We start from the raw sequence: 24,738 nt of genomic DNA, 5'->3' as shown, positions 1-24,738 counted from the left end.
GCTGTCGGTGCCGCGCCCTAGACTGCGGGACGCTCCGGAACCGGGCGATCACTGGGAGGGCGTGCAGCATGAAGAAGACACTTCTGACCGCGCTGGCGGCGGGCGCGTTGTTCGTGGCCGGTCAAGGCGTCGCCACGGCGGCCGACGCCCCGCCGCCGAAGACGACCCACGGGCCCTGCCAGTACACCGAAACGCCGGACGAACCGCCCGCGCGTCCGGTGCCGCTGCCGCCCGACCCGCGGCACACGCCGAGCCACGGCAAGGTCGACGTCGCCATCCCGACCAGCCAGGGCGCGCTGCCGCTGCGGCTGGACCGCGCGAAGGCGCCGTGCACCGTGCAGAGCTTCTTGCACCTGGCGCGGCACCGGTTCTACGACCACACGGTGTGCCACCGGCTGACCGCGTACCCGACGCTGAAGGTGCTGCAGTGCGGCGACCCGACCGCGACCGGCGAAGGCGGCCCGGGCTACAAGTACAAGGACGAGCTGCCGGTCGACCTGCCGCCGGCACCGACCGACCCGACCGGCGCCCGGCGCGTCTACGCGCGTGGCCTCCTGGCCATGGCCAACGCGGGGCCGGACACGAACGGTTCGCAGTTCTTCGTCGTGTACGGCGATTCCGCGCTGCGGCCGAACTACACGGTGTTCGGCACGGTCGGTGCGGACGGGCTGCGGACGCTGGACAAGGTCGCGGCCGGCGGGATCCAGCCGACGGCGGAGGACCCGGCGCCGGTCGACGGGACGCCGGTGCTGCGGACGGAACTGCTGCGGGTCCGGCCGGACTGCTGGTTCTGACGGTCGTCGCGGGCCGCTCCGGTGGGGGCGGCCCGCGGCATCGGGGTGTGCCGGGCGGGCATCACGTGTGATTGGGAGGTCGGCTCGCGTGATTGGAGGGTCGACTCGCGTGATTGGGAGGTCGACTCGCGTGATTGGAGGGTCGACACGCGTACCTGGGTGGACGACACGCGTACGTGGATGGACGACACGCGTGCCTGGGGGGACGACACGCGGGATTGGGGTGGGAGTCAGGGGGTTGCTTCGGTTAGGGCTTCTACTAGGTTTTGGGTTGCTCCCTTGAAGGCGTGGGCCGGGGTTGCGGCGTAGCCGACGATGAGGCCGCCGGGGCGGCCGGGGGTCATCCAGTGGCTGGAGAGGCCCTCGATGCCGATCGAACGGCGGCGGCAGGCCGCCAGGGCCGTGGCCTCCGAGGGGCCGTCCGGGGGCAGCATGAGGAGCAGGTGCAGGCCCGCCGCGATGCCGTGCGGGCGCACGGAGTCCGGCAGCGCGGCCAGCAGGCGGGTGCGGCGCGAGCGGTACTCCGCGCGGCTGCGGCGGACGTGCCGGTCGTAGGCACCCGAGTCGATCAGCTCGGCCAGCGCCAGCTGGTTCAGCAACGCCGGGCGCGAGCCGCTGTCGGCCATCGCCGCGCGGACCGGTTCCACCAGTGAGCGCGGCAGCACCAGCCACGCCAGCCGCAGCGCCGGGGCGAGCGTCTTGCTGGCCGTTCCCGCGTACACCACCCGCTCCGGCGCCAGCGCCTGCAACGCCCCGACCTGCTGGCGGTCGAAGCGGAACTCGCCGTCGTAGTCGTCCTCCAGCACGAACGCGCCCGACTCGCTCGCCCAGCGGGCCAGCGCCGCCCGGCGCGGTGGGGCCAGGGTGACGCCGGTGGGGTACTGGTGCGCCGGGGTCACGACCACCGCCGGACTGTCCAATGCGGACACGTCGAGACCGTGGCCGTCGACGTCCACGCCGACGATCCGCGGGCCCTGCGCCGCCGCGATCGACCGGTACAGCCCCAGCGAAGGATCCTCGAACGCCATTTCGCCCGTCCCCAACGAGAACAAGGCCCGGGACACCACCGCGATGGCGTGCGAAAACCCGTGGCACACCACGATCCGCGCCGGGTCGGCGACCACCCCGCGGGCCCGGGCCAGGTAGCCGGCCAGGGTGTCCCGCAGCTCCGGCGCGCCCAGCTCCGACTCGTAGCCGAACGCCGAGGCCGGTGTCCGCAGCAGGGCCCGCCGGGTCGCGGTGAGCCACGCCTGGCGCGGGAACGCCGTCAGGTCCGGACGGCCCGGCCGCAGGTCCCAGCGCGGGGCCGGGTCGCGCGGGGCCTGGCGCGGCGCGGACTGGGGCAGCGAGCCCGCCGTCGCCACCCGGGTCGGCGCGCCCTGGGCCGTGCGCAGGTAGCCCTCGGCCGCGAGGTCGGCGTACACGCGGGTGACCGTGCCGCGGGCGACGCCGAGGTCGTGGGCCAGCGCGCGGGTCGAGGGCACCGCCGCGCCCGCCTGCCACCGGCCGTCCCGGATGGCCGCGCGGATCGCCGCCGCGAGCCCGGTGCGGCCGGACGCGGGCTGCCAGCCGAGGTGGACGTCGAGCCCGGAACTGGACCACGATTCCGTCATGTGACTGGACCATACCCGTGGACCAGTTCGCACTAGCGTGGACGGCATGAGCAAGCGAATCGCGCTCGGGGGCGCCCCCGAGCTCTACCAGGCGATGGCGAACCTGCAGGCCCAGGTGAACAAGGCCGGCGCCAACGCGGGGCTCGACCCCAAGCTGCTGGAACTGGTGAAGACCCGCGCGTCGCAGATCAACGGCTGCGCGTACTGCCTCGACATGCACTCCCGCGACGCGCTCGAGCTGGGCGAGTCGCCGCGGCGGCTGTTCGTGCTCGACGGCTGGCGCGAGACCGACCTGTTCACCGAGCAGGAGCAGGCCGCCCTCGCCCTCACCGAAGCGATGACCAAGCTGCCGGCGACGCAGTCCGTGCCGGACGACGTCTACGAGCAGGCCGCGAAGGTGTTCACCGAGGAGCAGTACCAGGCCGTGGCGTGGGAGATCATCGCCATCAACAGCTGGAACCGGATGACCATCACCAGCCACACGCCGCTGCCGAAGCGGGACTCGTGACCGCCGCCGCGCTCAAGGCGCTGCACGTCCCCGGCAAGCCCCTGGTGCTGCCGAACGTCTGGGACGCCGACACCGCGAAGCTCGTCGAGGCCGCCGGGTTCCCCGCCATCGCGACCAGTTCGGTCGCCGTGGCGGCCGTGCTCGGGTTCGCTGACGGCGAGCAGGCTCCTGCGGCCGAGATGTTCGCCGCCGCCGCGCGGATCGCCGGCGCGGTCGGCGTCCCGGTCACCGTCGACGCCGAGTCGGGCTACGGCCTGTCCGGCAGCGAACTGGCCGGCCGGCTGCGCGACGCCGGGGCCGTCGGCTGCAACTTCGAGGACACCGACCACGCGACCGGCGACGTCCGGCCCGTCGGGGAACAGGCGGCCCGGATCGCCGCCCTGCGCGAGGCGGCGGGCGACGGCCTGGTGATCAACGCCCGGGTCGACTCCTTCCGTGGCGTGGATCCGAAGGAAGCGCTCGAAGCGGGCGTCGCCAGGGCGAAGGCCTACCTGGAGGCAGGCGCCGACTGCGTCTACCCGATCCACCTGCGCACGCCGGAGCTGATCGCGGAGTTCGTGCGGGAAACCGGCGGGGCGGTCAACGTGACCGCGTGGCCGGGCAGCCCGGGCCTGGACAGCCTCGCCGGACTGGGGGTGGCGAGGATTTCGCTGGGCGGCGGGCTCTGGCAGTACCTGCGCAAGCAGTTCGAGGCGGCCGTGAACGGCGTCGCGGAGGGCAAGCTGCCGTACTGAGATTGGCCGAAGGCCGTCGCGAGGGGATCGGGAACACCCTCGCGACGGCCTTCGGGGTCGGTGAACCTAGTGGACGACCGCCTTCTCGGCGCCCGCGCCGGTGAGGGAGCGGACCTCCATCTCGGCGTACTTCTTCTCGTCGTGCTCCTTGGACAGGACCGTGCCCAGCCAGCCCAGGATGAACGCGGCCGGGATCGACACGATGCCCGGGTTGCTCAGCGGGAACCAGGCGAAGTCCGCGGTCTTGATCATCGACGTCGGCTTGCCCGACACCGCGGGCGAGAAGATGATCAGCACGATCGTGATGGCCAGGCCGCCGTAGATCGACCACAGCGCGCCCTGGGTGTTGAACCGCTTCCAGAACAGCGAGTAGAGGATCGTCGGCAGGTTCGCCGACGCCGCGACCGCGAAGGCCAGCGCCACCAGGAAGGCCACGTTCTGCCCGTTGGCCAGGATGCCGCCGCCGATGGCGAGGGCGCCGATCACCAGTGCGGTGATCCGGGCGACCTTGACCTCGGCGTCCGGCGACGTCTTGCCGCGCTTGACGACGTTCGCGTAGACGTCGTGGGCGAAGGACGCCGACGCCGTGATCGTCAGGCCGGCGACCACCGCGAGGATCGTCGCGAAGGCGACCGCGGAGATCAGGCCCAGCAGCACCGGGCCGCCCAGCTCCAGAGCCAGCAGCGGCGCGGCGGAGTTGACCCCGCCCGGCGCCTTCTTGATCGCGTCCGGTCCGACCAGCGCGCCGGCGCCGTAGCCGAGCACCAGCGTGAACAGGTAGAACACGCCGATCAGCACGATCGCCCAGACCACCGAACGACGAGCGTCGCGGGCCGTCGGCACCGTGTAGAAGCGCATCAGGACGTGCGGCAGGCCCGCCGTGCCCAGCACCAGCGCGATGCCGAGGGAGAGGAAGTCCAGCTTCGACGTGCCGGTGGCGCCGTACTGCTTGCCCGGCCCGAGCAGCGTCTGCCCGGCCTTGCCCGCCTTGTCGACGGCGGCCTGCAGCAGCTGCGAGAAGTTGAAGCCGTACTTGCCGAGCACCCACAGGGTGATCACGAGCGCGCCGACGATGAGCAGCGCGGCCTTGATGATCTGCACCCAGGTGGTGCCCTTCATGCCGCCGATCAGCACGTAGGCGATCATGATGATGCCGACCACGGCGATCACCAGCGCCTGCGCGCCGCCGCCTTCGACGCCGAGCAGCAGGGCCACGAGGCCACCGGCGCCCGCCATCTGCGCCAGCAGGTAGAAGAACGACACCGCCAGCGTCGACGTCGCGGCCGCGGCCCGCACCGGGCGCTGCTTCATCCGGAACGCGAGGACGTCGCCCATCGTGAACTTGCCGGTGTTGCGCAGCAGTTCCGCGACCAGCAGCAGCGCGACGAGCCACGCCACCAGGAAGCCGATCGAGTAGAGGAAGCCGTCGTAGCCGTTGATCGCGATCGCGCCGGCGATGCCGAGGAACGACGCGGCCGACAGGTAGTCACCCGAGATCGCGATGCCGTTCTGCGGGCCGGTGAACGCGCGGCCGGCGGCGTAGTAGTCCGACGCCGTCTTGGTGTTGCGGCTGGCCCGGAACACGATCACCAGGGTGATGATCACGAAGAGGGCGAAGATGCCGATGTTGAGGAGCGGGTTGCTGCCCTCGACGCTCGCGGCAAGTGTCGCGGTCATGCCTGCTCCTTCTCGATGTCCTCACGGATCTTCTCGGCGACCGGGTCCAGCTTCCGGTTCGCGTACCGGACGTAGAGGCCGGTGATCACGAACGTCGAGACGAACTGCAGCAGGCCGAAGATCAGGCCGACGTTGATGTTGCCGACCACCTTGGTGCTCATGAAGCCGTGCGCGTAGTCCGCGAGGAGCACGTACAGCAGGTACCAGAGGAGGAACACCGCCGTCATCGGGAAGACGAACCGGCGCAGGCGGCTGCGCAATTCCCGGAACTCGGTGCTCTCGTGTGCCCGCTCCCAGATCGTTTCGGATGTCTCCGGGGGCCCGCCGGTGTCCGTCGTGCTCATCGCTGCTCCCTGCGACGCTGCGGAAAGTGACGTGCGACACCGTAGGGATGCGTGAGGCTGACGTGAAGAATCAGCGGTTCAACAGCCGGGTCAGACGACGAACGGTTGACGAGCGGTCGCGAGGTCCCGTCGAACGGGGTTCGTCGAGGTGGAGGCGCAGCATGGCTGCCGTCGACCAGGCGGGGGGTCTGCCCCGCAGTGAGACCAGCGCCATTACGCCGAACGCCAACGGTACCGACCATGGTGCCGGTTGCTGCACCAGGATCGCCACCCAGCCGTGCAGCGGCGGCCCGGCGAGGGCGAACAGGATCGAGCCGGACGAGGCCACCAGCCCGGTCAGCACCCCCGCGATGCCGCCGGTCGCGGTCAGCCGCGGCCACCAGATGCCGAGGACCAGCAGCGGGCAGAACGTCGACGCGGCCACCGTGAAGCCCCAGGTGACCAGGACGCCGGCGTCGAGCTCGGCCGAGCGCAGCGCCAGCAGCACCATGATCCCGGCGACGCCGAACACCGCGATCCGCAGCCGCCGCAGCCCGCCGGGGACGAGGTCGTGCGCGAGCGCGCCGGACATCACCAGCAGCAGGCCGAGTGACGTCGCCAGGAACGCGGCGAACGCGCCCGCGGTCAGCAGGGCCGTGAACAGCCCGCCCGCCCAGCCACTGTCCACTTGGGACGGCAGGGCGACGACCACCGTGTCGGTCGCGCCCGAGAGGTACAGCCCGGGGACGAGGACCCGGCCGAGCACGCCGTAGACGCCGGGGAAGAGGTAGAAGACGCCCAGCAGCGCGACCGTGATCGCGGCGGTGCGGCGCGCGGCCCGGCCGTCCGGGCTGGTGTGGAAGCGCATCAGGACGTGCGGCAGGCCCATCGTGCCCAGCATGGTCGCGATGAGCACGGCCCAGGTGCCGAGCAGCGGGTAGCCCTGGTCGCCGAGGTCGAGCAGCGGGCGCCGCCAGTCGGGGCCGCCCAGTGCCGCGCCGCCGCGGACCGCGGGGACGGCCGCGCCGGTGCCGAACACGACTTCGTCCTGGCTGTGCGCGGTGAATTCGCCCGGCGGCAGGACTTCCACGACGCCGTTGCGCCGCACCGGGGTCGGCTCGCGGATCTCCATGGTGACGTCGACCTCGAACCGCACCGGCGTCTCGCGGGCGAAGTGGGTGAACTCGACGGGGTTGAGCGCGTCGGTCCGGTTGACCGCGCCGGCCTGCAGCGTCAGCCAGATCGCCGGGATGAGGAACAGCAGGAGTTTCAGCACGAACTGGAAGGCCTGCACGTACGTCGCCGCGCGCATCCCGCCCAGCGCGAGGGTGACGCTGACCGCGGCGCCCGCCAGCACCACGCCGACCCAGTACTGCGTGCCGCCGACCGCGGCGAGCACCAGCCCGGCGGTGCGGAACTGCGGGACGACGTAGATCGTGCCGATCACCAAGATGACCACCGCGGCCAGGCGGCGCAGCGCGGGGGAGTTGAGCCGGGCTTCGGCGAAGTCGGGGACGGTGAGCGCGCCCGACCGCCGCATCGGCGCGGCGACGAGCACGAGCATCGCGATGTAGCCGGCGGTGAAGCCGACCGGGTACCACAGCGCCCCGATGCCGTCCTTGACGACGAGCCCGGCGACGCCGAGGAAGGAGGCGGCCGAGAGGTACTCGCCGGAGACGGCGGCCGAGTTCACCAGCGGCGAGATCCGGCGGGACGCGACGAGGAAGTCCGACGTCGTGCGCATGGCGGCGACCCCGCGGACGCCGATCAGCAGCGTCACGAGCACGACCGGCGCGACGGCGAGCGCGACGCCCACTACTCGTCCTCGAGACGTTCGGCGCGGCGCAGCTGCCAGCGGGCCAGCAGCGCCATCGCCGGGTAGGGGAGGACCGCGAGCATCAGCCAGGACACCGGAATCCCCAGCAGCCGCACGGTGTCCAGGCCCGGGAAGAGCGCGAAGACGCCGGGGAGGCCGAGCAGCAGCAGGAACATCAGGACCAGCGCGGGGATGCCGCGACGGCGCTGGGCGGCGTACAGCGCGGTGGCGCGCTGGGTGTCGCCCGCGGGCAGGCGGGGCTGGCGCCAGCGTCCGCGCGATCGGCGCCGCGCGTGGGCGAGGCGCGTCTGCGGGCTGGTGACGGCGACCCGCCGGATCCTGCTCATCGCGGATCGGACCCGAGCTGGCCGCGCTGGGCCGCTTCCAGCAGCCTGTCCCGCAGGTCCCGCGCGTGCCGGCGGCTCACCGGGACGTCACCGGCCTCGGTGTGGGCCAGCAAGCCGCCCGCGGTGTCGCTGCGCAGCTCCAGCACCGCGCCCACGGCCAGCAGGAAACCCCGGTGGACCCGGCTGAACCCGGTGCCCTCCCAGTACTCCTCGAGCCGCGAGATCGGCATCCGCACCAGGTGGACCCCGCCGCGGGTGTGCAGGCGGACGTAGTCGCCGTGGGCCTCCACGAACAGGACGTCGTCACGGCGGACGTACCGCGTCCGCCCGCCCGACTCGACCGGCAGCGCCGCCATCGCGTCCGGGGTCGGCCGCGACGCCGGGGTCGCCATCCGCAGCACCTTCGCCAGGGCCGCGGACAGCCGTTCGGTGCGGACCGGCTTGAGCAGGTAGTCGACGGCGCCGATGCCGTACGCCGTCACCGCGTGCCCGTCGTGCGCGGTGACGAACACGATCACCGGCGGCTCGCTGAGCTTCGCCAGCAGCGACGCGAGTTCGAGCCCGTCGAGCCCCGGCATCGAGATGTCGAGGAACACCGCGTCGAAGCGATCCGCCTGAAGCAGCTTCAACGCCTTCAGCGCGTCACCCGCTCCGACGACTTCGCCGACTTCGGGCGCTTCGCGGAGCATGCGGCAGAGTTCGTCCAGCGCGGGCGGCAGGTCGTCGACCGCGAGCACGCGGAGCCCGGTCACGGCAGCACCCCCGGCTGGAACCGCGGCACCCGCACGATCACCCGGGTGCCCGCGCCGACCTCGGTTTCCACGGTGAGGCCGTACCAGGCGCCGTAGACGTCCCGCAGTCGCCTGTCCACATTGGCCAGTCCGAGCCCGGCCGGGTCGTCCTCGCCGACGCGGCCGGCCAGGAGGTCCGCGGCCCGTTTCGGGTCCATGCCGACCCCGTCGTCCTCGACGAAGATCACGCAGTCGTTCCCTTCCGCCTGGCCGTGCACCTGGACCTGCCCGGTGCCCGACCGCGGCTCGATGCCGTGCCGGATCGCGTTCTCCACCAACGGCTCGAGCACCAGGTAGGGCACCGCGACGGCGAGGATCTCCGGCGCGACGCGGACCTGGACGCGCAGCCGTTCGCCGAGCACCGCCTTCTGCAGCGCCAGGTACGTCTCGATCGCGCGGAACTCCTCGGCGACGACGGTGTACTCGCCGTGACGGGCCAGGCTGTAGCGGGTGTAGTCGGCGAAGTCGAGCATGAGGTCGCGGGCGCGGTCGGGGTCCGAACGCACCAGCGACGCGATGACCGTCAGGGCGTTGTAGACGAAGTGCGGCGACATCTCCGCCCGCAGCGCTCGCAGTTCGGCCTGGGCCGCCTGTTCCGCCGACGCCTCGAGCCGCCCCCGCTCCAGCGCCTGCACGACGAGGTCGGCGGCCTGGGCCGCGACCGCGTCCCGGACGTCCCCGACCACCAGCAGCGCCCCGGCCAGCTCGTCGCGGACGTGCAGCGGCAGCACCAGGACGTCCGGCGCCGAGCCGGGTTCTTCGCTGTGGAGCACGCCGTCGAGCACCGTCGCGACGACGGCGTCCGGGCCCGGCCGCCCCGACCACAGCAGGGACCCGGACAGGTCGGTCAGGCCGAGTCCCGGGAAGCCGAAGAGCCGGCGCAGGCGGTGGGCGGCGCGCCGGGCGGGCATGCCGGACAGGCCGTCGCGCAGGTCGTCGGTGATGCGGCGGGCGGCGGCGAGCACCGGCAGCGGGTCGGCGCGGGACGCCGGGCGCAGGTGCACGGTCGGGCCTCCCCTCGGCGGCGGTGTCCAGGGCAGTAGATCCTACGGCTACCCGGGCCCGTCGCGGTCGGCCAGCACCTGGGCGTGGCGGCGGAAGCGGCGCCAGGTCCGGTAGTGGTCGAGCGCCGTCACGGTGCCCAGGAGGCTCGCGTTCGCCGGGTAGGGCCGGTCCGGCAGCGAAATCCACCCGGTCGTGCGAGTCTCCTTGACGGCCACCGGCACCGGCCGGAACGTCGTCGGGTCGAGGCCGTCGCTGTGCCGGACGACCTCGTCGAAGAACCACGCCGAGGTGATCAGCGCCAGCACGCCGCGGGAGCCCTTGAGCGCCTCCTTCAGCGGCTGCGCCTCCAGCAGCCGGAACGTCTGGTTGATCGCCGGTGCGGTGACGCCGTGGTCGTCGTAGGCGACCTCGCCCGCGTGCAGGGCCATCCGCAGCCGGATCCGGGCCCCCGGGTCGTGCGTGCGGTTGTGCCGGTGCAGCGCGACGGCGAGCGCGGCCGGCAGGAACTCCACGAAGAGCCCCTTGGGGATTTCCGGTGGCACGAGGACGAAGACGCCGTCGCCGCAGTCCTCGCGCCGGCAGGCCGCCCACGGGACGCCGGCGTCGTCGAACGCCCGGCAGAGCGCGCGGTACAGCCCGCGGCGCAACGCCAGCCGGTGTGGGGTGGTCCTGCGCTGGTCGCCGTAGCCCTCGACGTCCACGGCGAAGATCGTCCGGTGCAAAGCCGGATGTTCGTACTTCATCGCACCCTCCCTGCGATCATGCATCAGGTAGTGCAAATGCATGTGCAGATGAGTGTGACGCGGGACACCCGTCCGGGCAAACGGGTGCTGCGGTGAGCGGTTCCCCCACCGCGGTGACCGGCAGGCGGTGTTCACCGGCGGTGAACACGCTGGTCAGGAGCCTGCAGGCGGTGCGCACACCACCCGCAGGACCCTGACGGACGCCTCAGCAGCTCTGCTTGTAGAAGTACTGCGAGTTGGCGTCCATGTCCGCCTTGGTGATCGAGTGCAGCTCCGCGGTGAGGGTGCGCGTCACCGGCTTGCCCTCGATCGCCGCGACCGCCTGCTGGACGCCCTGGGTGCCGATCGAGGCCGGGTCCTGGGCGATCAGGGCCTGGTACTGGCCGTTCTTGAGGCCTTCGACCTCCGACGGGCTCGCGTCGAAGCCGATCAGGTTGACCGCGCCGACCTTGCCCGCGTTGCGCAGGCCGGTGGCCGCGCCTTCGCCGGTGTTGAGGTTGGTCGCGAAGACGCCGATCAGGTCCGGGGTCGACGACAGGGCCGCCGTCACCTTGGCCGCGGCCTGCTCCGGCTCGTTCTGGGTGAACTGGATGCCGATCGACTTGAGGTTCGGCGAGTTCTTCAGCTCGTCCTCGAAACCCTTGGCGCGCGCGGCGGTCGTGGACGTGCCCGCGATCGTGTCGAGCACCAGCACCGAGCCGCTCTTGCCGCCGGCCAGCTTGGCCATCGTCTGGGCCGCGAGCTTGCCGCCCGCGGCATTGTCGGACGAGATCGACGAGACGGCCACGCCGGTGTCCTTCAGCGCGGTGTCGACCTCGACGATCTTCGTGCCGCGCGCCTTGACCTGCTGGATCGGCGCCAGCATCGCGGTGTCGTCGGTGGGGGCGATCAGCAGCGCCGCCGGCGGGTTCGCGCCGAGGGCGTTGACCAGCTGGGTCTGCAGGGGAGCGTCGAACTTCTGCGGGGCCTGGGTGGTCAGCTCGTAGCCGAGCTTCTTCGCTTCGGCTTCGGCGCCGCACTGCAGCGAGATGTAGAACGGCTCGGCCTGCACGCCCGGGATCAGCGCGAGCTTCTTGCCGCCGACCGGCTGGGCCGAGTCACCGGACCCGCTCTGCCCGACCGTGCCGGAGCCGCACGCGGACAGCAGGGCGGCGGCGGAGACCACGGCACCCATGGCGGTGAGAGTCTTGGTCAGTTTCATAAGCACCTCGTTGTACTTGGGGGACTGTACTTGTGGGATTCAGCGGGAGTTGCGGCGACGGCGGCGGCGCTGGTCGAACCAGACCGCGGCGACCAGGACCCAGCTGACGATGAACATCTGCCAGAAGTCCTGGACGTGGATGATGTTGAAGCCCTTGCGCAGCACGGCGGGGATGAACACCCCGATCACCGTGCCGAGGATCGTGCCGACCCCGCCGAACAGGCTCGTCCCGCCCATCACGACCGCGGCGATGGCGTTGAGGTTGTCGGTGGTGTGCCCGGAGATGGTGGTCGAGTTGTAGTAGGCCAGCGAGAGGAACCCGGCGATCCCGGCCAGGAACCCGGTCAGCGTGTACACCTTCAGCAGGTGCCGGGTGACGCCGATGCCCGCGCGGCGTGCGCCTTCGGCGTTGGAGCCGACGGCGAAGGTGTAGCGCCCGAACTTCGTCGTCCGCAGCAGCCACGCGCCGATCACGGTGATCACGATGGCCACGATGACCAGGTTGGGCACGATGCCGAAGGACGTGCCGTAGCCGAGGGTCTTGGTGAGTTCCGCCGGTACGGTGCGCAGGTCGGAGCCGCCGTTGAGCAGGTACGCGGTGGCCAGCGCGGCGCCCATTGTGCCGAGCGTGACGATCAGGGCCGGGATCTTCGCCACCGCGACGAGGACGCCGTTGATGACGCCCCAGATCGTGCCGGTGACCACGGCGACGACCAGGCCGACGACGATCACGCCCCAGCCCGCCTTCGACGCGTCGCCGCCGGACATCGCCTCCATCACCTTGCCCGCGACCATGCCCGCGAGGATCAGCACCGAGCCGACCGAGAGGTCGATGCCCGAGGTGATGATCACGAACGTCATGCCCACCGACAGGATGAGCAGGACCGAGGACTCGATGAACAGCGTCTGGAAGGTGAACAGCGTCGGGAAGCTGTCCGGCGCGATGGCGCTGAACAGCACGACCAGGGCCAGCAGGACGAGGCCGATCCAGAACGTGTTGGCCTCGACCAGGCGCTTGCCCAGCGGCCGCTTCCCGAAGCCCGCGTCGGGTGCTTCCTGGATGTCCTCCTTCACGGGCGCGCTCACGCCGCCTCCTCCTGCACGAGGGCGCCGGTCATCGCGGCGACGAGGTCTTCGAGCTTCGTGTCCGCCCCGGTGAACCGGGCCACGCGCTTGCCGAGCCGCAGCACCTCGACGCGGTCGGCGACCGACAGTACCTCGGGCATGTTGTGGCTGATCAGCACGACGGCGATGCCCTTGTCCCGCACCTTCTTGATGACGTCGAGCACGCGCTCGCGCTGCACGACACCGAGAGCGGCGGTCGGTTCGTCCATGAACACGACCTTCGACGCCCACACGACCGAACGCGCGACGGCGACGCTTTGCCGCTGACCGCCGGAGAGCGAGCCGATCGGGACGTCGGTGCTCTGCAGCGTCACGCCGAGGCGCTGGAACTCCTCGATCGCCTGCCGCCGCATCTCGTTCTTGTCGAGCATGCCGAGCTTGCCGAGGAGGCCCTTGCGGTGGATCTCGCGGCCGAGGAACAGGTTGGCCGCCGGGTCGAGCTCCGGAGCGACGGCGAGGTCCTGGTAGACGGTCTCGATGCCCAGCCGCCGCGCGGTCGTGGGGGAGTCGAAGTGGACTTCCGCGCCGTCCAGCAGGATCTTCCCCGACGTCGGCTGCTCGGCGCCGGAGAGGCACTTGACCAGGGTCGACTTGCCGGCGCCGTTGTCGCCGATCAAGGCCGTCACCTCGCCCGCGCGGGCCTGGAACGACGCGCCGCGCAGGGCTTCGACCGACCCGTAGTGCTTGGTCAGGTCGACCGCGTCCAGCAGGATTTCGCTCATCCGTGCCTCTCTTCCGGCGCCGGCGGGCGGCAGCGGATCACCGTCGCCGTGCCGGACAGCTCGGTCTGGCCGGCGTCGAACGGGACGACGTAGGTGTCGCCCTTCGCCAGCGCGTGCTCGCCGCCGTGCTCGGTCCGCAGCGTGGCTTCGCCGTCGAGAACGACCAGGACCGCGAAGGACGGATCGAGTGACAACGTTGTCGCCTCGTCGGTGCGCAGCTGTTCGGCTCGGAAGAACCGCTCCGAGCCACCGGCCAGGAGGTCCACAGTGGACGAGCGGTCGCCCGCCGTCCGCTTGATGATCGTGTCCAGGCGTTCGGCGTCCCAGCCCGAGGTGTCGAGCGCCTCGATGGCGGTGTCGAAGCCGAGGCCGAGGTGGCCCTTCTCGGGCGACGCGAGGAAGTCGCGCCACTCGATGGTGAGCGAGAAGTCGGTCGGCTGCTGCAGTTCGACGACGAACACGCCCTCGCCGATCGCGTGCGGCAGCCCGGCCGGGATGTAGACGGTGTCGCCAGCGGACACCGGGATGCTGTTGAGCGCGCCCAGCATCGACGGCACGTCCTGCTCGCGCGTCCACTCGGACACGGTCGCCTTCGACAGCGTCTCCTTGAAGCCCGGGTAGACGCGCGGGTCGTCGCCGTAGGTGCCGACCACGATCCACGCCTCGGTCTTGCCGAAGTGGGAGTCGAAGTGCCGTTTCGCGAACGTGTCGTCGGGGTGGAAGTGCACCGGCAGCCGCTGGCCCGCGTCGAGGAGCTTGACCAGCAACCCGGTCGACGTCCCGAGCGCCTCGACGTGCTTCGCGCCGAGCCAGCCGTTCGCGTTGGCTTCGACGGCGTCCCGCAGCCAGGCGCCGTCGGGCAGCCTGGTCAGGCCGTTGGTGTCCTGGCCGAACATGGTGGTCGCCGAGGCGACCCAGTCCTCCGGGCCGAACTTCTTGTCCGAAGACGCTCCGCGCAGCGCCGCGATGGCGTCGCCGCCGCGGTAGAACTGCGGCGGCTGGTTGGCGGCGAGCCGGATCGGTTCGAGGGTCACGGGGCGACCTCACCGGAACCACGGGCGACGAGATGCACGGGCAGGACTACCTTTCTGGGCGGGGACTGATCTCCTTGGACGCGGGCGAAGAGCAGCTCGGCCGCGGCGTGGCCCAGTGCGCTGACGTCGTGGGCGACCACGCTGACCGGCGGGTTCAGCAGGTCCGCCAGCTCGAAGTCGTCGAACCCGATCATCGCCGGGCGGTGCTCGGCGTGCGCGAGGGCGCGCAGGAGGTGCACGGCGACCCGGTTGTTGCCCGCGATCACCGCGGTGGCCGCGTCCGGGCCGTCGAGCAGCCGCTTGACGGCGTCGCCGACCGAGTCCGGCGTCGGCGTCCCCATCGAGACCAGCGACTCGTCGTAGGAGATCCCGTTGCGCACGCAGCCCTCGCGGAACCCGCGCAGGCGCTCGGCCGCGGTGAAGATGTCCGGGCTGTCGCCGAGGAAGGCGATCCGCCGGTGCCCGTGCCGCGCCAGGTGCGTGACGGCTTCGATGGTGCCGCCGAGGTTGTCCACCAGCACGGTGTCGGCCACGATGTCGCCGGCCGGCCGGTCGATGAACACCACCGGCGTGCCCGCGCGCATCTCCGGCACCAGGTAGCCGTGCTGCAGGCCGGCCGGGACGACGAGGATGCCGTCCACCCGCCGCGCGCAGAACTCCAGGACGAGCTCGCGCTCGCGGTCGGAGTTCTCCTCGGACGAGCCGGTGAGCACCTGGCGCCCGAACGACGTCGCGATGCGCTCGACCGCGCGGTTCAGCTCGGAGTAGAAGGGGTTGCCGACGTCCTCGACGATCAGCCCGATGGTGCCGGTCGTCGACCCGCGGCGCAGGTTCCGCGCGCCCAGGTTGCGCCGGAACCCCAGCTGCTCGATGGCCGCCATGACCCGCTCGGCGGTGTCGGGGTGCACCGCCGGTTCGTCGTTGACCACGCGCGAGACGGTCTTGATGCTCACGCCCGCCAGCCGGGCCACGTCGCTCATCGTGGCCCGCCTGCTCGCGGTGCGCGTGCTGCCGTCCCGGTCCCGGCCCAGAGGAGACAACGTTGTCATAGTGACCGGGATTGAACTCCCCGACCGGCGCCTTGTCAACGCTTCGTGCGTGGATTGTGCCGATTCGGCACCGCGATCGGCTGAACGCGGGTGTCCGGAAGTGGACAGGTCTTGACGTGTCCCTTGACTGCTTGGTGAGCCGCTGCCCAAGGTGGCCCGGCGCGACAAGGTTGTCATGTCACCGGTTTCGGTCGCGCTGGACGAGGTGGAGAGGCGATGGCCATGGCGCGAGCGCGCTTCAGAGCCGGTTTAACTTTCCTGACGTTGGCGGTGACCGCAGCGGTGGCTCCCGCTGTGCCCGCCGCGGCGGCGACCAGTACCGATTACGCGAAGTGGGTCAACCCCTTCGTGGGCACCCGGCCCGGCGGGGCCGACCACGGCACCGGGGGCGGGGCCGGCAACACGTTCCCGGGCGCGGTGGCGCCGTTCGGGATGGTCCAGTGGAGCCCGGACACGGTGAAGTCCCAGCCGGGCGGCTACTTCTACGACGACAACGCGCTGACCGGGTTCAGCCTGACGCACCTGTCCGGCGCGGGTTGTTCGACCTACCAGGACATCCCGTTCATCCCGTATGTCGGTGAAGTGACGACTTCGCCGGCGACGGACCCGGGGCACTACACGTCGAAGTTCTCGCACGCCAGCGAACACGCGACGGCGGGCGCCTACGACGTCACCCTCGACAGCGGCGCGAAGGTCGAGCTCAGCGCGACCCAGCGCACCGGCTCGGCGCGGCTGACCTACCCGGCCGGCGCGTCCTCGACGCTGCTGGTCAACACGTCCGGGTCGGTCAACGGCACCGACGACGCGTCCATCACCATCGGCAAGGACACCATCAGCGGCTGGGCCACCAGCGGCCGCTTCTGCGGTGCGCGCAACAGCTACCGCGTCTACTTCTCGGCCAAGTTCGACACGCCGTTCGCGTCGATCGGCACCTGGAAGAACGGCGCCGTGACGCCGAACAAGGCCGCCGAGACCGGCGGCGCCAAGGCGAAGGTCGCGCAGCCCAACGGCGTCGACGCCTCGATCGCGCGCACCGCCACCGCCAAGCAGCAGAACACCACCGTCAGCGGCCCGGGCAGCGGCGGGTACGTCACCTTCGCGAACCTCAACGGTGCCCAGGTGAACGTCCAGGTCGGACTGTCCTTTGTGTCCGTCGACGGCGCGAAGGCCAACCTCAAGGCGGAGAACACCGGCAAGTCGTTCGACACCGTGGCGTCGAACGCGCGCAAGGCGTGGAACGCCCAGCTCGGCAAGATCGCCGTCACCGGCGGCTCGGACGCCGACCTGACGACGTTCTACACCTCGCTGTACCACTCGCTGATCCAGCCGAACGTGTTTTCCGACGCCGACGGCGAGTACGTCGGCTTCGACGGGCGGGTCCACAAGGCCGACAAGGGCCACGCGATGTACACGAACTTCTCCGGCTGGGACATCTACCGCTCGGAAGCCCCGCTGCTGGCGACGATCGCGCCGAAGGAGACGTCGGACATCGTCCGGTCGATGATGGCCTACGCCGAGCAGGGCGGCTCGTGGGACCGCTGGACGGTCGCGAACGACTACACCGGCGTCATGAACGGCGACCCGTACCACATCATCGTCTCCAGCGCGTACGCGTTCGGGGCACGGGACTTCGACGCCCAGAAGGCGTTGCTGCTCATGATCAAGGGCGCCACCCAGCCGACCCAGGGCTACACCGAGCGGCCGGGCCTCGACGACTACCAGAAGCTCGGGTACGTGCCGGGCGCCGGCGCGGACACCCTCGAATACACCAGCGCCGACTTCTCCATCGCCCAGTTCGCCAAGCGGCTCGGCGACAGCGCGACGTACACGACGTTCATGAAGCGCGCGCAGAACTGGCAGAACCTCTACAACCCGGGGACCGGCCACCTGCAGCCGCGCAACGCGGACGGCTCGTTCTCCGGCACCTACGACCCCGCCAGCTCGCAGGGCTGGGTCGAGGGCAACGGCGCGCAGTACGAGTGGATGGTGCCCTACGACCTCGGCGGCGTCGTGACGGCGTTCGGCGGCAACATCGCGACGCAGTCCCGGCTGGACACCTTCTTCACCCAGCTGAACGCGGGCACCCAGGAGCCGTACGCCTTCATGGGCAACGAGCCGAACTCCAACGCGCCGTACGTCTACTCGTACGCGGGCGCGCCGGCCAAGACCCAGGCGATCGTGCACCGCTCGATGGACGAGCTGTACAACCCGCGTCCGGAGGGCCTGATCGGCAACGACGACCTCGGCCAGATGTCGGCCTGGTACGTCTGGTCCGCGCTCGGCATCTACCCGGAGATCCCGGGCCGCGCCGAGACGCTCCTGGTCACCCCGCGCTTCGAGAAGGCCGTGCTCACCACCGGCGCGGGCAAGAAGATCACCATCAACGCGCCCGGCACCGGTGACTACGTGGGCAGCCTGAAGGTCAACGGCTCGGCCGCGGCGAAGGCGTGGCTGCCGGAGGCGCTGATCTCCGGCGGCGGCACGCTCGACTACACGCGCTCGGCCACGGCGACCGCGTGGGGCAGCGCGGCGGCCGACGCCCCGCCGTCGTTCCGCGAGCAGGAGAAGCCCAGCCTGTCCTTCGTGGACCCGGCCCGCGCGGTGACGCCCGCGGGGTCGACGTCGAAGGCGTCCGTGGGTGTCCAGGACCTGTCCGGCACCGCCCGGACCTGGACGTACTCCGCGGGCAGCGTCGACGGGATCACCCTGACCCCGGCGACCGGCAGCATCGCGGTCCCCGCCGCGGGCAAGGCCCAGGCCGAGCTCACGGTCACCGTCCCGGCCGGCCTGACCGACGGCGCCCGCCGCATCCCGGTGACGTTCTCCGCGCCGGGCGTGGCTTCGTCGCAGGCGGTCCTGACCGTGCTGGTGGCCCAGCCGAACAGCTGGCTGGCCACGGTGAACAACGCCGGCATCTCCCCGGACGCGAACTCCGGCGCGGCCAACTTCGACGGCGGCGGCTGGAGCTACTCGGCCGACGCCCTCGCCGCGGCCGGGGCCACCCCGGGCAGCACGGTCACCAGTGACGGCATCGAGTTCACCTGGCCGTCGTTCCCGGCCGGGGACCCGGACAACGTGGTCGCCGGTGGTCAGACGGTGAACGTGAGCGGCTCGGGCCGGCTGGCGCTGCTCGGCTCGGCGTCGAACGGCAACGCGTCGGGCACGCTGACGGTGACCTACACCGACGGCACGACGTCCACCGCGACCATCGGGTTCTCCGACTGGACCCTCGGCGGCGGGGGCGCGCAACCGGCGTTCGGCAACCGGATCGTGCTGTCGACGCCGTACCGCAACGCCTCGGGCGGCGACCCGCAGCAGATCCGCACGATGGTGTTCGGCACCAATCCGATCACCCTCGCCGCGGGCAAGACGGTGGCGAGCGTGACGCTGCCGGCCAACGTCAGCGGCGGTGCCCTGCACGTGTTCGCGATCGGCATCGGCGCATGAAACGCGCCATCCTGGCGGGCTTTCTGACGCTCACCGCGGCCGCGACGGGGTTCACCCCCGTCGCGGCCGCGGCCGGCGGGGACGCCCTGGACGCCGTCAACACGTTCATCGGCACGCAGGACGAGGGCAACACGTTCCCGGGCGCTTCGGCCCCCTTCGGGATGACGCAGGTCAGCCCGATCACCTCGCACTACGCCGGTTACCGCTACACCGACACCGCGATCCGCGGGTTCGGGCACTTCTTCCTGTCCGGCGCGGGCTGCTGGGAGCAGGGCGGCCTGGTCTCGACCCTGCCGACGACCGGGGAAGTGGGCCCCGGCAAGGCGTTCGACACGACCGAGCCGTCCACTTTCGACCAGAAGCAGTACGCGGCGCCGTTCACCCACGACGGCGAAGTCGGCAAGCCCGGCTACTACAAGGTGCACCTGACCGGCTACGGCGGCGTCGACGTCGAGACGACCGCGGCGACGCGGGCCGGGGTCGAGCGGTACACGTTCGCGAAGTCCGGTGACGCCAACGTCTTCGTCAACGTCGGGCAGGCGAACGACAAGGAGCCGGTGACCGGCAGCAGCATCCGGGTCGTCGACGACCGGACCGTCGAGGGCACCGTGGAGTCGCAGGCGTTCTGCGGCGGCAAGGCCTACACGACGTACTTCACGACGAAGTTCGACAAGCCGTTCAAGGCGTTCGGCACGTGGTCGCCGACCGGCGGCACGCCCGGCGCACGAACGTCGGAAGGCGGCGCGGGCCTGCGCGGCGCGTGGCTGACGTTCGGTGGCGGGCAGGTGACCGCGACCACGGCCATCTCCCAGGTCGACGCGGCCGGTGCCCGGGGCAACCTGGCCTCGGAGCGCATCCGGTCGTTCGACGCGGCCAAGGACGCGGCGCAGCGCACCTGGCGCCGTGAGCTGTCCTCTGTGGACATCAAGGGCGGCACGACCGACGACCGGACGGTCTTCTTCACCTCGCTCTACCACGCGCTGCTGCAACCGCTGACGGCCAACGACGCCGACGGCCGCTACTACGGCTTCGACAAGAAGATCCACCGCGCGGTCGGCTGGACGTACTACGACTTCTTCTCGCTGTGGGACACCTACCGCACGCAGAACCAGCTCCTCGCCCTGTTGCGGCCCAGCCGCGCGAAGGACATCGCGAAGAGCATCCTGGCCATCCACGACCAGGGCGGCTGGCTGCCGCGGTGGGCGTACGCGAGCCAGGAGACGAACACGATGACCGGCGACCCGGTCACGCCGTTCCTGGTCGACCTGTGGCGCTTCGGCGCGTTGTCGGGCGAGGAGATGCACGCCTACCAGGCGCTCCTGCAGAACTCGCGGGAGATCCCGCCGGCGTCCTCGCCGTTCCAGGGGCGTTCGGGCAACGCGAGCTACCAGAAAGACGGATTCGTCCAGTACGATCCGGATTTCCCGAAGAAGGGGCAGGACACCGACCCGAACCACGGGGCGTCGGCCACCTTGGAGTACGCGCTCGGTGACTGTTCGCTGTCGCTGATGGCCGCCGCGCTCGGCAAGAAGGACGACGCGGCGGCGCTGGCGGCGAAGGGCCGGACCTACCGGACGCTGTGGGACGCCACCCAGGCCGACCGCGGCTTCACCGGCTTCTTCCGGCCGAAGGTCCTCGGCGGGGCGTGGTTCTCCCCGGCGGACAAGCCGTACAGCCCGCAGAGCCAGGACGGCTTCCACGAGGGCACGGCCTGGCAGTACCAGTGGCTCGTCCAGCAGGACGTGCCCGGCCTGGTGCAGCGGATGGGCGGCCCGGCGGCCACCGGGAAGCGCCTCGACGACTTCTTCGCCTACGACGAACTGGTGAAGAACCCGGCGACGGCGGTCCGCGAGAACTGGGTCGTCGGCCCGTACGACTACTACGACCAGTTCCGCTACAACCCGAACAATGAGCCGGACCTGCACTCGCCGTGGATGTACGCGCTCACCGGGCAGCCGTCGAAGACGTCGACGGTCGTGCGGGCCGCGCACACGCTGTTCACCAATGCGCCCAACGGCGTCACCGGGAACGACGACCTCGGCACCATGTCGGCCTGGTACGTCTTCAGCGCCCTCGGGCTGTACCCGGCCGTCCCGGGGACTGGGAATTTCGTGCTCAACGCTCCGCGTTTCGCGAAATCCGTTCTGCACCTGGAGAACGGCCGGGACATCACGATCAAGGCGCCGGGCGCTTCCGGTTCGGCGCTGCAGTACGTGTCGGGTCTCCGGGTGGATTCGCGCGCCACCGACCGGGTGTATGTCACCGTGGACCAGCTGAAGCGCGGGACGACGCTGGACTTCGGTCTCACCTCCGACGCGACGGCGAAGTGGGGGACGGCACCGTCGTCCGCCCCGGCTTCGCCCTGCGCCGGGTAGCCCGGCGACCGCTCACGACCGTGGTTCAGACCACAGTGGACCACGGTCGTGAGCATCGTCACGGGCCCCGGTGTTCCCGTGAGGGCCGTCACGCCTCACACTGGTATCAGCACGTCCGACAGCGCCGTTGACGTCCAAGGCAAGTCCGCCTTGGACGGTGCGTCGGGCGTTTTCGTGTCTGTATACCAACGTGGTGAGACCCCACAGGAGGAAGAAGTGTCCAGCAAGGCCGCTCTAGTGTTCCGCGTGGCCGCGGTAGCCGAAGCCCTCTCCTGGGCCGGGCTGCTGGTCGGGATGTTCCTCAAGTACGTCGTCCACTCCTCCGGCGAGGGCGGCGTGCCCGTCCTCGGCATGGTGCACGGCGTGATCTTCGTCCTCTACGTGGTGATCTCCCTGTCCGTGGCGAAGCCGCTCGGCTGGCGCCCGAAGACGCTGGTCCTGGCCCTGCTCGCGAGCATCCCGCCGCTGTTCACCTGGCTGTTCGAGAAGTGGGCGCTGCGCAACGGCAAGCTCGACGGCCCGCAGCGGCTGTCCCACGGCGGTGTCGGCCTGTTCCAGGCCAAGGAACCGGTCGCTGCCTGATCCCGGAATGTGAGAAAGGGCCCGCACTCGGCGAGTGCGGGCCCTTTCCGTTGCCGAGCGCTTACTCGCTGAAGTCCCCGGCGGAGCGGCGGACCTTGGTCAGGAGGTCGGTCAGCTGCTCGGTCTGCCGTTCGGTGAGGCCGCTGAGCCCGAAGTCGATGGCGGTGACGGCTTCGGTCGCGGCCTCGCGGCGCTTGCGGCCCTCGTCGGTGATCTCCACCAGCGTCGTGCGGCGGTCGGTCGGGTGCGGGACGCGCTTGACGAGCCCGTCGCGCTCGAGCCGGTCCACTATGTTGGTGACACTGGTGGGGTGCAGCTGGAGCCGCTCGCCCATCACCCGCATCGGCAGGCTGGCGCTGCGGGCGAAGGTGAGCAGCACCAGCGCTTCGTACCGGGCGAAGGTCAAGCCGTGCGGCTTGAGCGCGCCGTCCACCGCGGACTGGATGATCTGCTGGACCCGCATCACCCCGGTCACCGCGGCCATGGTCCCGGAGGGCCCGATCCGGTCCTCCCAGATCCGGGCCGCGCGGGCGATCGGGTCGAACGGCAGCGGACGGTTCATGACACGCGAAGTTACCAGCGGGTACCGGCGGGTGTCGCACGACTGGCGGAAATGACCACCGAAGAAGGGACTTCCGAGCATGATCGTCGCGTTCAGCGTGAGCCCGTCCGGCGGGGATGCCGACGGCGGGGTGAGCGAAGCCGTGGCCCGCGCGGTGAAGGTGGTCCGCGACTCCGGGCTGCCCAACTCGACCAACGCGATGTTCACGAACATCGAAGGCGAGTCCTGGGACGAGGTCATGGACGTCGTGAAGCGCGCGGTCGAGGCCGCGGGCGAGGGGGCGTCACGGGTGAGCCTGGTGCTGAAGGCGGACATCCGGCCGGGCTTCTCCGGTCAGCTCGAGGCCAAGGTGGACCGGGTGGAAGCGCGTCTGCGCGAATCCTGACTAGGGGAGGGGCGGGGTGAAGGCGACCGTCCACCGGCCGTCTTCGCTCGTCACGGTCAGGGGGTAGCTGAACGGCTGCCCGTCGCCGAGCGCGCCGGAGACGGTGGCCCGGGTCGGCTCGCGCGCGTCCGGCCCCAGCTCGACGCGCACATCGTGCACCCCCCGGCCGGCGAGCACGGAGACGTAGTCCTTCGCGAAGTCGTCCCCGCCGGAGCCGGGGTAGTCGAGCAGATCGGCGAAGGCATCGGCATCGTGCCCGGAAAGGGCGGCGGCGAGCTTGTCCCGCAGTTCGGCGGGCGAGGCCGCCCCGGGGTCCGGTTCGTGCACGATGAGCAGCGTCACCGCGCCGACCCACACGACGGCGGCCGCGATCGACAGGCCCACCTTCACGTCACGCCGGATGTGCACCCGGCCGAGCCTGCCCCAGCGCTGCCGTCCTGCCAAGCGGACGGGCCGGGAGGTGCGCAAACCCACGGCGCGCGGTCCGAAATCGTCGGTGCCGGTCGATAGGCTGGATACCGGGGGCCGGAGGCCGCCCCCGTGCCGGCAGCCGCCCGCGGCTCGGAACCCACGCAGCCGTCGAGAGGAACCCGGCTGCCGCACCCACCGCCGGAACGTGTCAGACGCTGGACACCCCGGGCACCCGGTGAAACTCCTCCGGCGCCCGTGCCAGGATGGAACCGTGACACAACCACGCGGATCTGCAGCGAAGTCAGCGGCCCTGTCCGCCGCCCTGTCCGGCGCGGTCGACCTGTCCGCGCTCAAGGCCCGTGCCGAAGCGGCGCAACGGCAGCCGGCCCCGCCCGCCGGCCCGGCCGGTGGGGGCGACGGGCCGCCGCGGCCCGCCTCGGGCGCGGCCGTGATCGATGTCACCGAGGCCACCTTCCAGGCCGAGGTCGTGGAGCGGTCCCTGCACCAGCTCGTGGTCGTCGACCTGTGGGCCGAGTGGTGCGGCCCGTGCAAGCAGCTGTCCCCGGTCCTCGAGCGGATGGCCGCCGAGTCCGGCGGCGCGTGGGTCGTCGCGAAGGTCGACGTCGACGCGAACCCGCGGATCGCGCAGCTGTTCGGCGCGCAGTCCATCCCGACGATCGTCGCCATCGCCGGCGGCCAGCCGGTCGACGCCTTCTCCGGCGCGCTGCCCGAGCCCGAGATCCGCAAGTGGATCACCGCGCTGCTGGACGCCCTGCGCGACAAGCTGCCGGGCATCCGTGACGCCGAGGCGGCCGGCGGCCCGGTCGAGGAGCCGGAAGACCCGCGCTTCACCGAGGCGGAAGAGGCCTTCGAGCGGGGCGACTTCGCCGCTGCGCAGGCCGCCTACGAGCGCATCCTCGACGTCGAACCGGCGAACGAGCTGGCCAAGAACGCCCTGGCCCAGGTCAAGTTCACCGCCCGCGCCGAGAGTGCCGACCCGGAGGCCCGCGTCAAGGCCGACGCCGACCCGTCGGACCTGGCGGCCCAGCTCGACGCGGCCGACCTGGAGATCGCGGCCAACGAGGTCGAGGCGGGCTTCAAGCGCCTGATCGACACCGTCCGCCGCACCGCGGGCGAGGACCGCAACAAGGTCCGCGAGCACCTGGTGGCCCTGTTCGACCTGTTCGACCCGGCCGACGACCGCGTCATGAAGGCCCGCCGCGACCTCGCGAGCGCCCTCTTCTGAGACGGAAGGGGCCCCCACCGTCGCGGAGTCGGGCGGTGCGGGGCCCGCGACCTTCGAGGAGCGCCGGCACCCGCAGAATTTTGCCGGGCCCCACCGCAGTGGGGCCCGGCAAAGCGCTAGGTGTGATGTCCAGGGACGTTGTTCCGAGTCGAGGTGACCCGGTGTCGGCCTGTCGTGCTGACAGGTGAAGGCCTCCGGTTGTGAAGTGGAGCTGTCTAGGAACCACATCACCCGCCGGAGGCCTTCGT

23 protein-coding genes are annotated in these 24,738 nt (G+C 71.2%); 8 read left to right on the top strand and 15 right to left on the bottom strand.

Annotated elements, in window-relative coordinates:
* Positions 1–68 precede the first annotated feature (68 nt).
* Positions 69–794 carry a peptidylprolyl isomerase gene (locus tag H5965_RS45495; RefSeq protein ID WP_310977546.1) on the top strand — a complete coding sequence of 242 codons (726 nt, stop codon included), beginning with the start codon at positions 69–71 and terminating at the stop codon, positions 792–794.
* A 230-nt stretch (positions 795–1,024) separates the two neighbouring features.
* Here H5965_RS45495 and H5965_RS45490 read toward each other — a convergent pair whose 3' ends face one another.
* Positions 1,025–2,407, bottom strand: a complete 1,383-nt coding sequence (locus tag H5965_RS45490; protein ID WP_310977545.1) for a PLP-dependent aminotransferase family protein — start codon at positions 2,405–2,407, stop codon at positions 1,025–1,027.
* Positions 2,408–2,453: 46 nt separating this feature from the next.
* On the opposite strand from H5965_RS45490, the gene H5965_RS45485 reads away from it, so the two are divergent.
* Together H5965_RS45485 and H5965_RS45480 are read left to right on the top strand one after the other, a co-directional pair.
* On the top strand, positions 2,454–2,915 hold the full coding sequence (locus H5965_RS45485; RefSeq protein ID WP_310977544.1) for a carboxymuconolactone decarboxylase family protein: 462 nt from the start codon (positions 2,454–2,456) through the stop codon (positions 2,913–2,915).
* A complete protein-coding gene (locus tag H5965_RS45480; protein WP_310977543.1) occupies positions 2,912–3,649 on the top strand; it encodes an isocitrate lyase/phosphoenolpyruvate mutase family protein in 738 nt (245 codons plus the stop codon). Before H5965_RS45485 ends, H5965_RS45480 begins: the two co-directional genes overlap by 4 nt.
* Positions 3,650–3,715: 66 nt before the next feature.
* On the opposite strand, the gene H5965_RS45475 is transcribed toward H5965_RS45480, so the two are convergent.
* The 12 genes from H5965_RS45475 to H5965_RS45420 form a co-directional block, all read right to left on the bottom strand.
* Entirely contained in the window at positions 3,716–5,326 is a 1,611-nt protein-coding gene (locus H5965_RS45475; protein WP_310977542.1) for a cation acetate symporter, read from the bottom strand.
* On the bottom strand, positions 5,323–5,670 hold the full coding sequence (locus tag H5965_RS45470; RefSeq protein ID WP_310977541.1) for a DUF485 domain-containing protein: 348 nt from the start codon (positions 5,668–5,670) through the stop codon (positions 5,323–5,325). The genes H5965_RS45475 and H5965_RS45470 overlap by 4 nt, the downstream gene beginning before the upstream one ends.
* A 70-nt stretch (positions 5,671–5,740) precedes the next feature.
* Positions 5,741–7,465, bottom strand: a complete 1,725-nt coding sequence (locus tag H5965_RS45465) for a cation acetate symporter (protein WP_310977540.1) — start codon at positions 7,463–7,465, stop codon at positions 5,741–5,743.
* On the bottom strand, positions 7,465–7,812 hold the full coding sequence (locus H5965_RS45460; protein WP_310977539.1) for a hypothetical protein: 348 nt from the start codon (positions 7,810–7,812) through the stop codon (positions 7,465–7,467). Before H5965_RS45460 ends, H5965_RS45465 begins: the two co-directional genes overlap by 1 nt.
* Positions 7,809–8,564: a LytTR family DNA-binding domain-containing protein gene (locus tag H5965_RS45455; protein ID WP_310977538.1), complete on the bottom strand. Its 756-nt coding sequence runs from the start codon at positions 8,562–8,564 to the stop codon at positions 7,809–7,811. Before H5965_RS45455 ends, H5965_RS45460 begins: the two co-directional genes overlap by 4 nt.
* Complete coding sequence (locus H5965_RS45450; RefSeq protein WP_310977537.1) at positions 8,561–9,607, bottom strand: histidine kinase; 1,047 nt, start codon at positions 9,605–9,607, stop codon at positions 8,561–8,563. The genes H5965_RS45455 and H5965_RS45450 overlap by 4 nt, the downstream gene beginning before the upstream one ends.
* 48 nt (positions 9,608–9,655) lie before the next feature.
* Entirely contained in the window at positions 9,656–10,351 is a 696-nt protein-coding gene (locus tag H5965_RS45445; RefSeq protein ID WP_310977536.1) for a hypothetical protein, read from the bottom strand.
* Between the two features lie 205 nt (positions 10,352–10,556).
* Positions 10,557–11,552, bottom strand: a complete 996-nt coding sequence (locus tag H5965_RS45440; protein WP_310977535.1) for an ABC transporter substrate-binding protein — start codon at positions 11,550–11,552, stop codon at positions 10,557–10,559.
* Between the two features lie 39 nt (positions 11,553–11,591).
* Positions 11,592–12,638: an ABC transporter permease gene (locus tag H5965_RS45435; protein WP_310977534.1), complete on the bottom strand. Its 1,047-nt coding sequence runs from the start codon at positions 12,636–12,638 to the stop codon at positions 11,592–11,594.
* Positions 12,635–13,399: an ATP-binding cassette domain-containing protein gene (locus tag H5965_RS45430; protein WP_310977533.1), complete on the bottom strand. Its 765-nt coding sequence runs from the start codon at positions 13,397–13,399 to the stop codon at positions 12,635–12,637. The genes H5965_RS45435 and H5965_RS45430 overlap by 4 nt, the downstream gene beginning before the upstream one ends.
* A complete protein-coding gene (locus H5965_RS45425) occupies positions 13,396–14,433 on the bottom strand; it encodes a mannose-6-phosphate isomerase (protein WP_310977532.1) in 1,038 nt (345 codons plus the stop codon). Before H5965_RS45425 ends, H5965_RS45430 begins: the two co-directional genes overlap by 4 nt.
* The gene (locus H5965_RS45420; RefSeq protein WP_310977594.1) at positions 14,430–15,413 is read right to left on the bottom strand and encodes a LacI family DNA-binding transcriptional regulator; all 984 of its coding nucleotides are present in this window, start codon (positions 15,411–15,413) and stop codon (positions 14,430–14,432) included. Before H5965_RS45420 ends, H5965_RS45425 begins: the two co-directional genes overlap by 4 nt.
* 291 nt (positions 15,414–15,704) lie before the next feature.
* Here H5965_RS45420 and H5965_RS45415 point away from each other — a divergent pair, with 291 nt between their 5' ends.
* From H5965_RS45415 to H5965_RS45405, 3 genes are all read left to right on the top strand, one after another.
* Positions 15,705–18,929, top strand: coding sequence for a GH92 family glycosyl hydrolase (locus H5965_RS45415; protein ID WP_310977593.1), 3,225 nt, complete (start codon positions 15,705–15,707; stop codon positions 18,927–18,929).
* On the top strand, positions 18,926–21,304 hold the full coding sequence (locus H5965_RS45410) for a GH92 family glycosyl hydrolase (protein ID WP_310977531.1): 2,379 nt from the start codon (positions 18,926–18,928) through the stop codon (positions 21,302–21,304). Before H5965_RS45415 ends, H5965_RS45410 begins: the two co-directional genes overlap by 4 nt.
* A 216-nt stretch (positions 21,305–21,520) precedes the next feature.
* Positions 21,521–21,886 carry a DUF3817 domain-containing protein gene (locus H5965_RS45405; RefSeq protein WP_091306129.1) on the top strand — a complete coding sequence of 122 codons (366 nt, stop codon included), beginning with the start codon at positions 21,521–21,523 and terminating at the stop codon, positions 21,884–21,886.
* 61 nt (positions 21,887–21,947) lie between these two features.
* Here H5965_RS45405 and H5965_RS45400 read toward each other — a convergent pair whose 3' ends face one another.
* On the bottom strand, positions 21,948–22,448 hold the full coding sequence (locus H5965_RS45400) for a MarR family transcriptional regulator (protein WP_310977530.1): 501 nt from the start codon (positions 22,446–22,448) through the stop codon (positions 21,948–21,950).
* 79 nt (positions 22,449–22,527) lie between these two features.
* On the opposite strand from H5965_RS45400, the gene H5965_RS45395 reads away from it, so the two are divergent.
* Positions 22,528–22,833: a thiamine-binding protein gene (locus tag H5965_RS45395; RefSeq protein ID WP_310977529.1), complete on the top strand. Its 306-nt coding sequence runs from the start codon at positions 22,528–22,530 to the stop codon at positions 22,831–22,833.
* Here H5965_RS45395 and H5965_RS45390 read toward each other — a convergent pair whose 3' ends face one another.
* On the bottom strand, positions 22,834–23,241 hold the full coding sequence (locus H5965_RS45390) for a hypothetical protein (protein ID WP_310977528.1): 408 nt from the start codon (positions 23,239–23,241) through the stop codon (positions 22,834–22,836).
* Between the two features lie 274 nt (positions 23,242–23,515).
* Here H5965_RS45390 and H5965_RS45385 point away from each other — a divergent pair, with 274 nt between their 5' ends.
* Entirely contained in the window at positions 23,516–24,490 is a 975-nt protein-coding gene (locus H5965_RS45385) for a tetratricopeptide repeat protein (protein WP_310977527.1), read from the top strand.
* The last annotated feature ends 248 nt before the right edge of the window (positions 24,491–24,738 follow it).

The organism is Amycolatopsis sp. 505 (genome assembly GCF_031625235.1).
In the GTDB taxonomy this organism is placed as follows: Bacteria; Actinomycetota; Actinomycetes; order Mycobacteriales; family Pseudonocardiaceae; genus Amycolatopsis.
The sequence above is the reverse complement of the archived record's forward strand: the minus strand, read 5'-3'. Positions and strand labels throughout refer to the sequence as shown.

What these genes read in the sequence shown, in the direction of transcription:
- H5965_RS45430 (WP_310977533.1), bottom strand. Translation starts at nt 13,399, where the DNA reads ATGAGCGAAATCCTGCTGGACGCGGTCGACCTGACCAAGCACTACGGG.
- H5965_RS45440 (WP_310977535.1), bottom strand. Translation starts at nt 11,552, where the DNA reads ATGAAACTGACCAAGACTCTCACCGCCATGGGTGCCGTGGTCTCCGCC.
- H5965_RS45490 (WP_310977545.1), bottom strand. Translation starts at nt 2,407, where the DNA reads ATGACGGAATCGTGGTCCAGTTCCGGGCTCGACGTCCACCTCGGCTGG.
- H5965_RS45420 (WP_310977594.1), bottom strand. Translation starts at nt 15,413, where the DNA reads ATGAGCGACGTGGCCCGGCTGGCGGGCGTGAGCATCAAGACCGTCTCG.
- H5965_RS45410 (WP_310977531.1), top strand. Translation starts at nt 18,926, where the DNA reads ATGAAACGCGCCATCCTGGCGGGCTTTCTGACGCTCACCGCGGCCGCG.
- H5965_RS45475 (WP_310977542.1), bottom strand. Translation starts at nt 5,326, where the DNA reads ATGACCGCGACACTTGCCGCGAGCGTCGAGGGCAGCAACCCGCTCCTC.
- H5965_RS45415 (WP_310977593.1), top strand. Translation starts at nt 15,705, where the DNA reads ATGGCGCGAGCGCGCTTCAGAGCCGGTTTAACTTTCCTGACGTTGGCG.
- H5965_RS45485 (WP_310977544.1), top strand. Translation starts at nt 2,454, where the DNA reads ATGAGCAAGCGAATCGCGCTCGGGGGCGCCCCCGAGCTCTACCAGGCG.
- H5965_RS45460 (WP_310977539.1), bottom strand. Translation starts at nt 7,812, where the DNA reads ATGAGCAGGATCCGGCGGGTCGCCGTCACCAGCCCGCAGACGCGCCTC.
- H5965_RS45395 (WP_310977529.1), top strand. Translation starts at nt 22,528, where the DNA reads ATGATCGTCGCGTTCAGCGTGAGCCCGTCCGGCGGGGATGCCGACGGC.
- H5965_RS45445 (WP_310977536.1), bottom strand. Translation starts at nt 10,351, where the DNA reads ATGAAGTACGAACATCCGGCTTTGCACCGGACGATCTTCGCCGTGGAC.
- H5965_RS45400 (WP_310977530.1), bottom strand. Translation starts at nt 22,448, where the DNA reads ATGAACCGTCCGCTGCCGTTCGACCCGATCGCCCGCGCGGCCCGGATC.
- H5965_RS45470 (WP_310977541.1), bottom strand. Translation starts at nt 5,670, where the DNA reads ATGAGCACGACGGACACCGGCGGGCCCCCGGAGACATCCGAAACGATC.
- H5965_RS45495 (WP_310977546.1), top strand. Translation starts at nt 69, where the DNA reads ATGAAGAAGACACTTCTGACCGCGCTGGCGGCGGGCGCGTTGTTCGTG.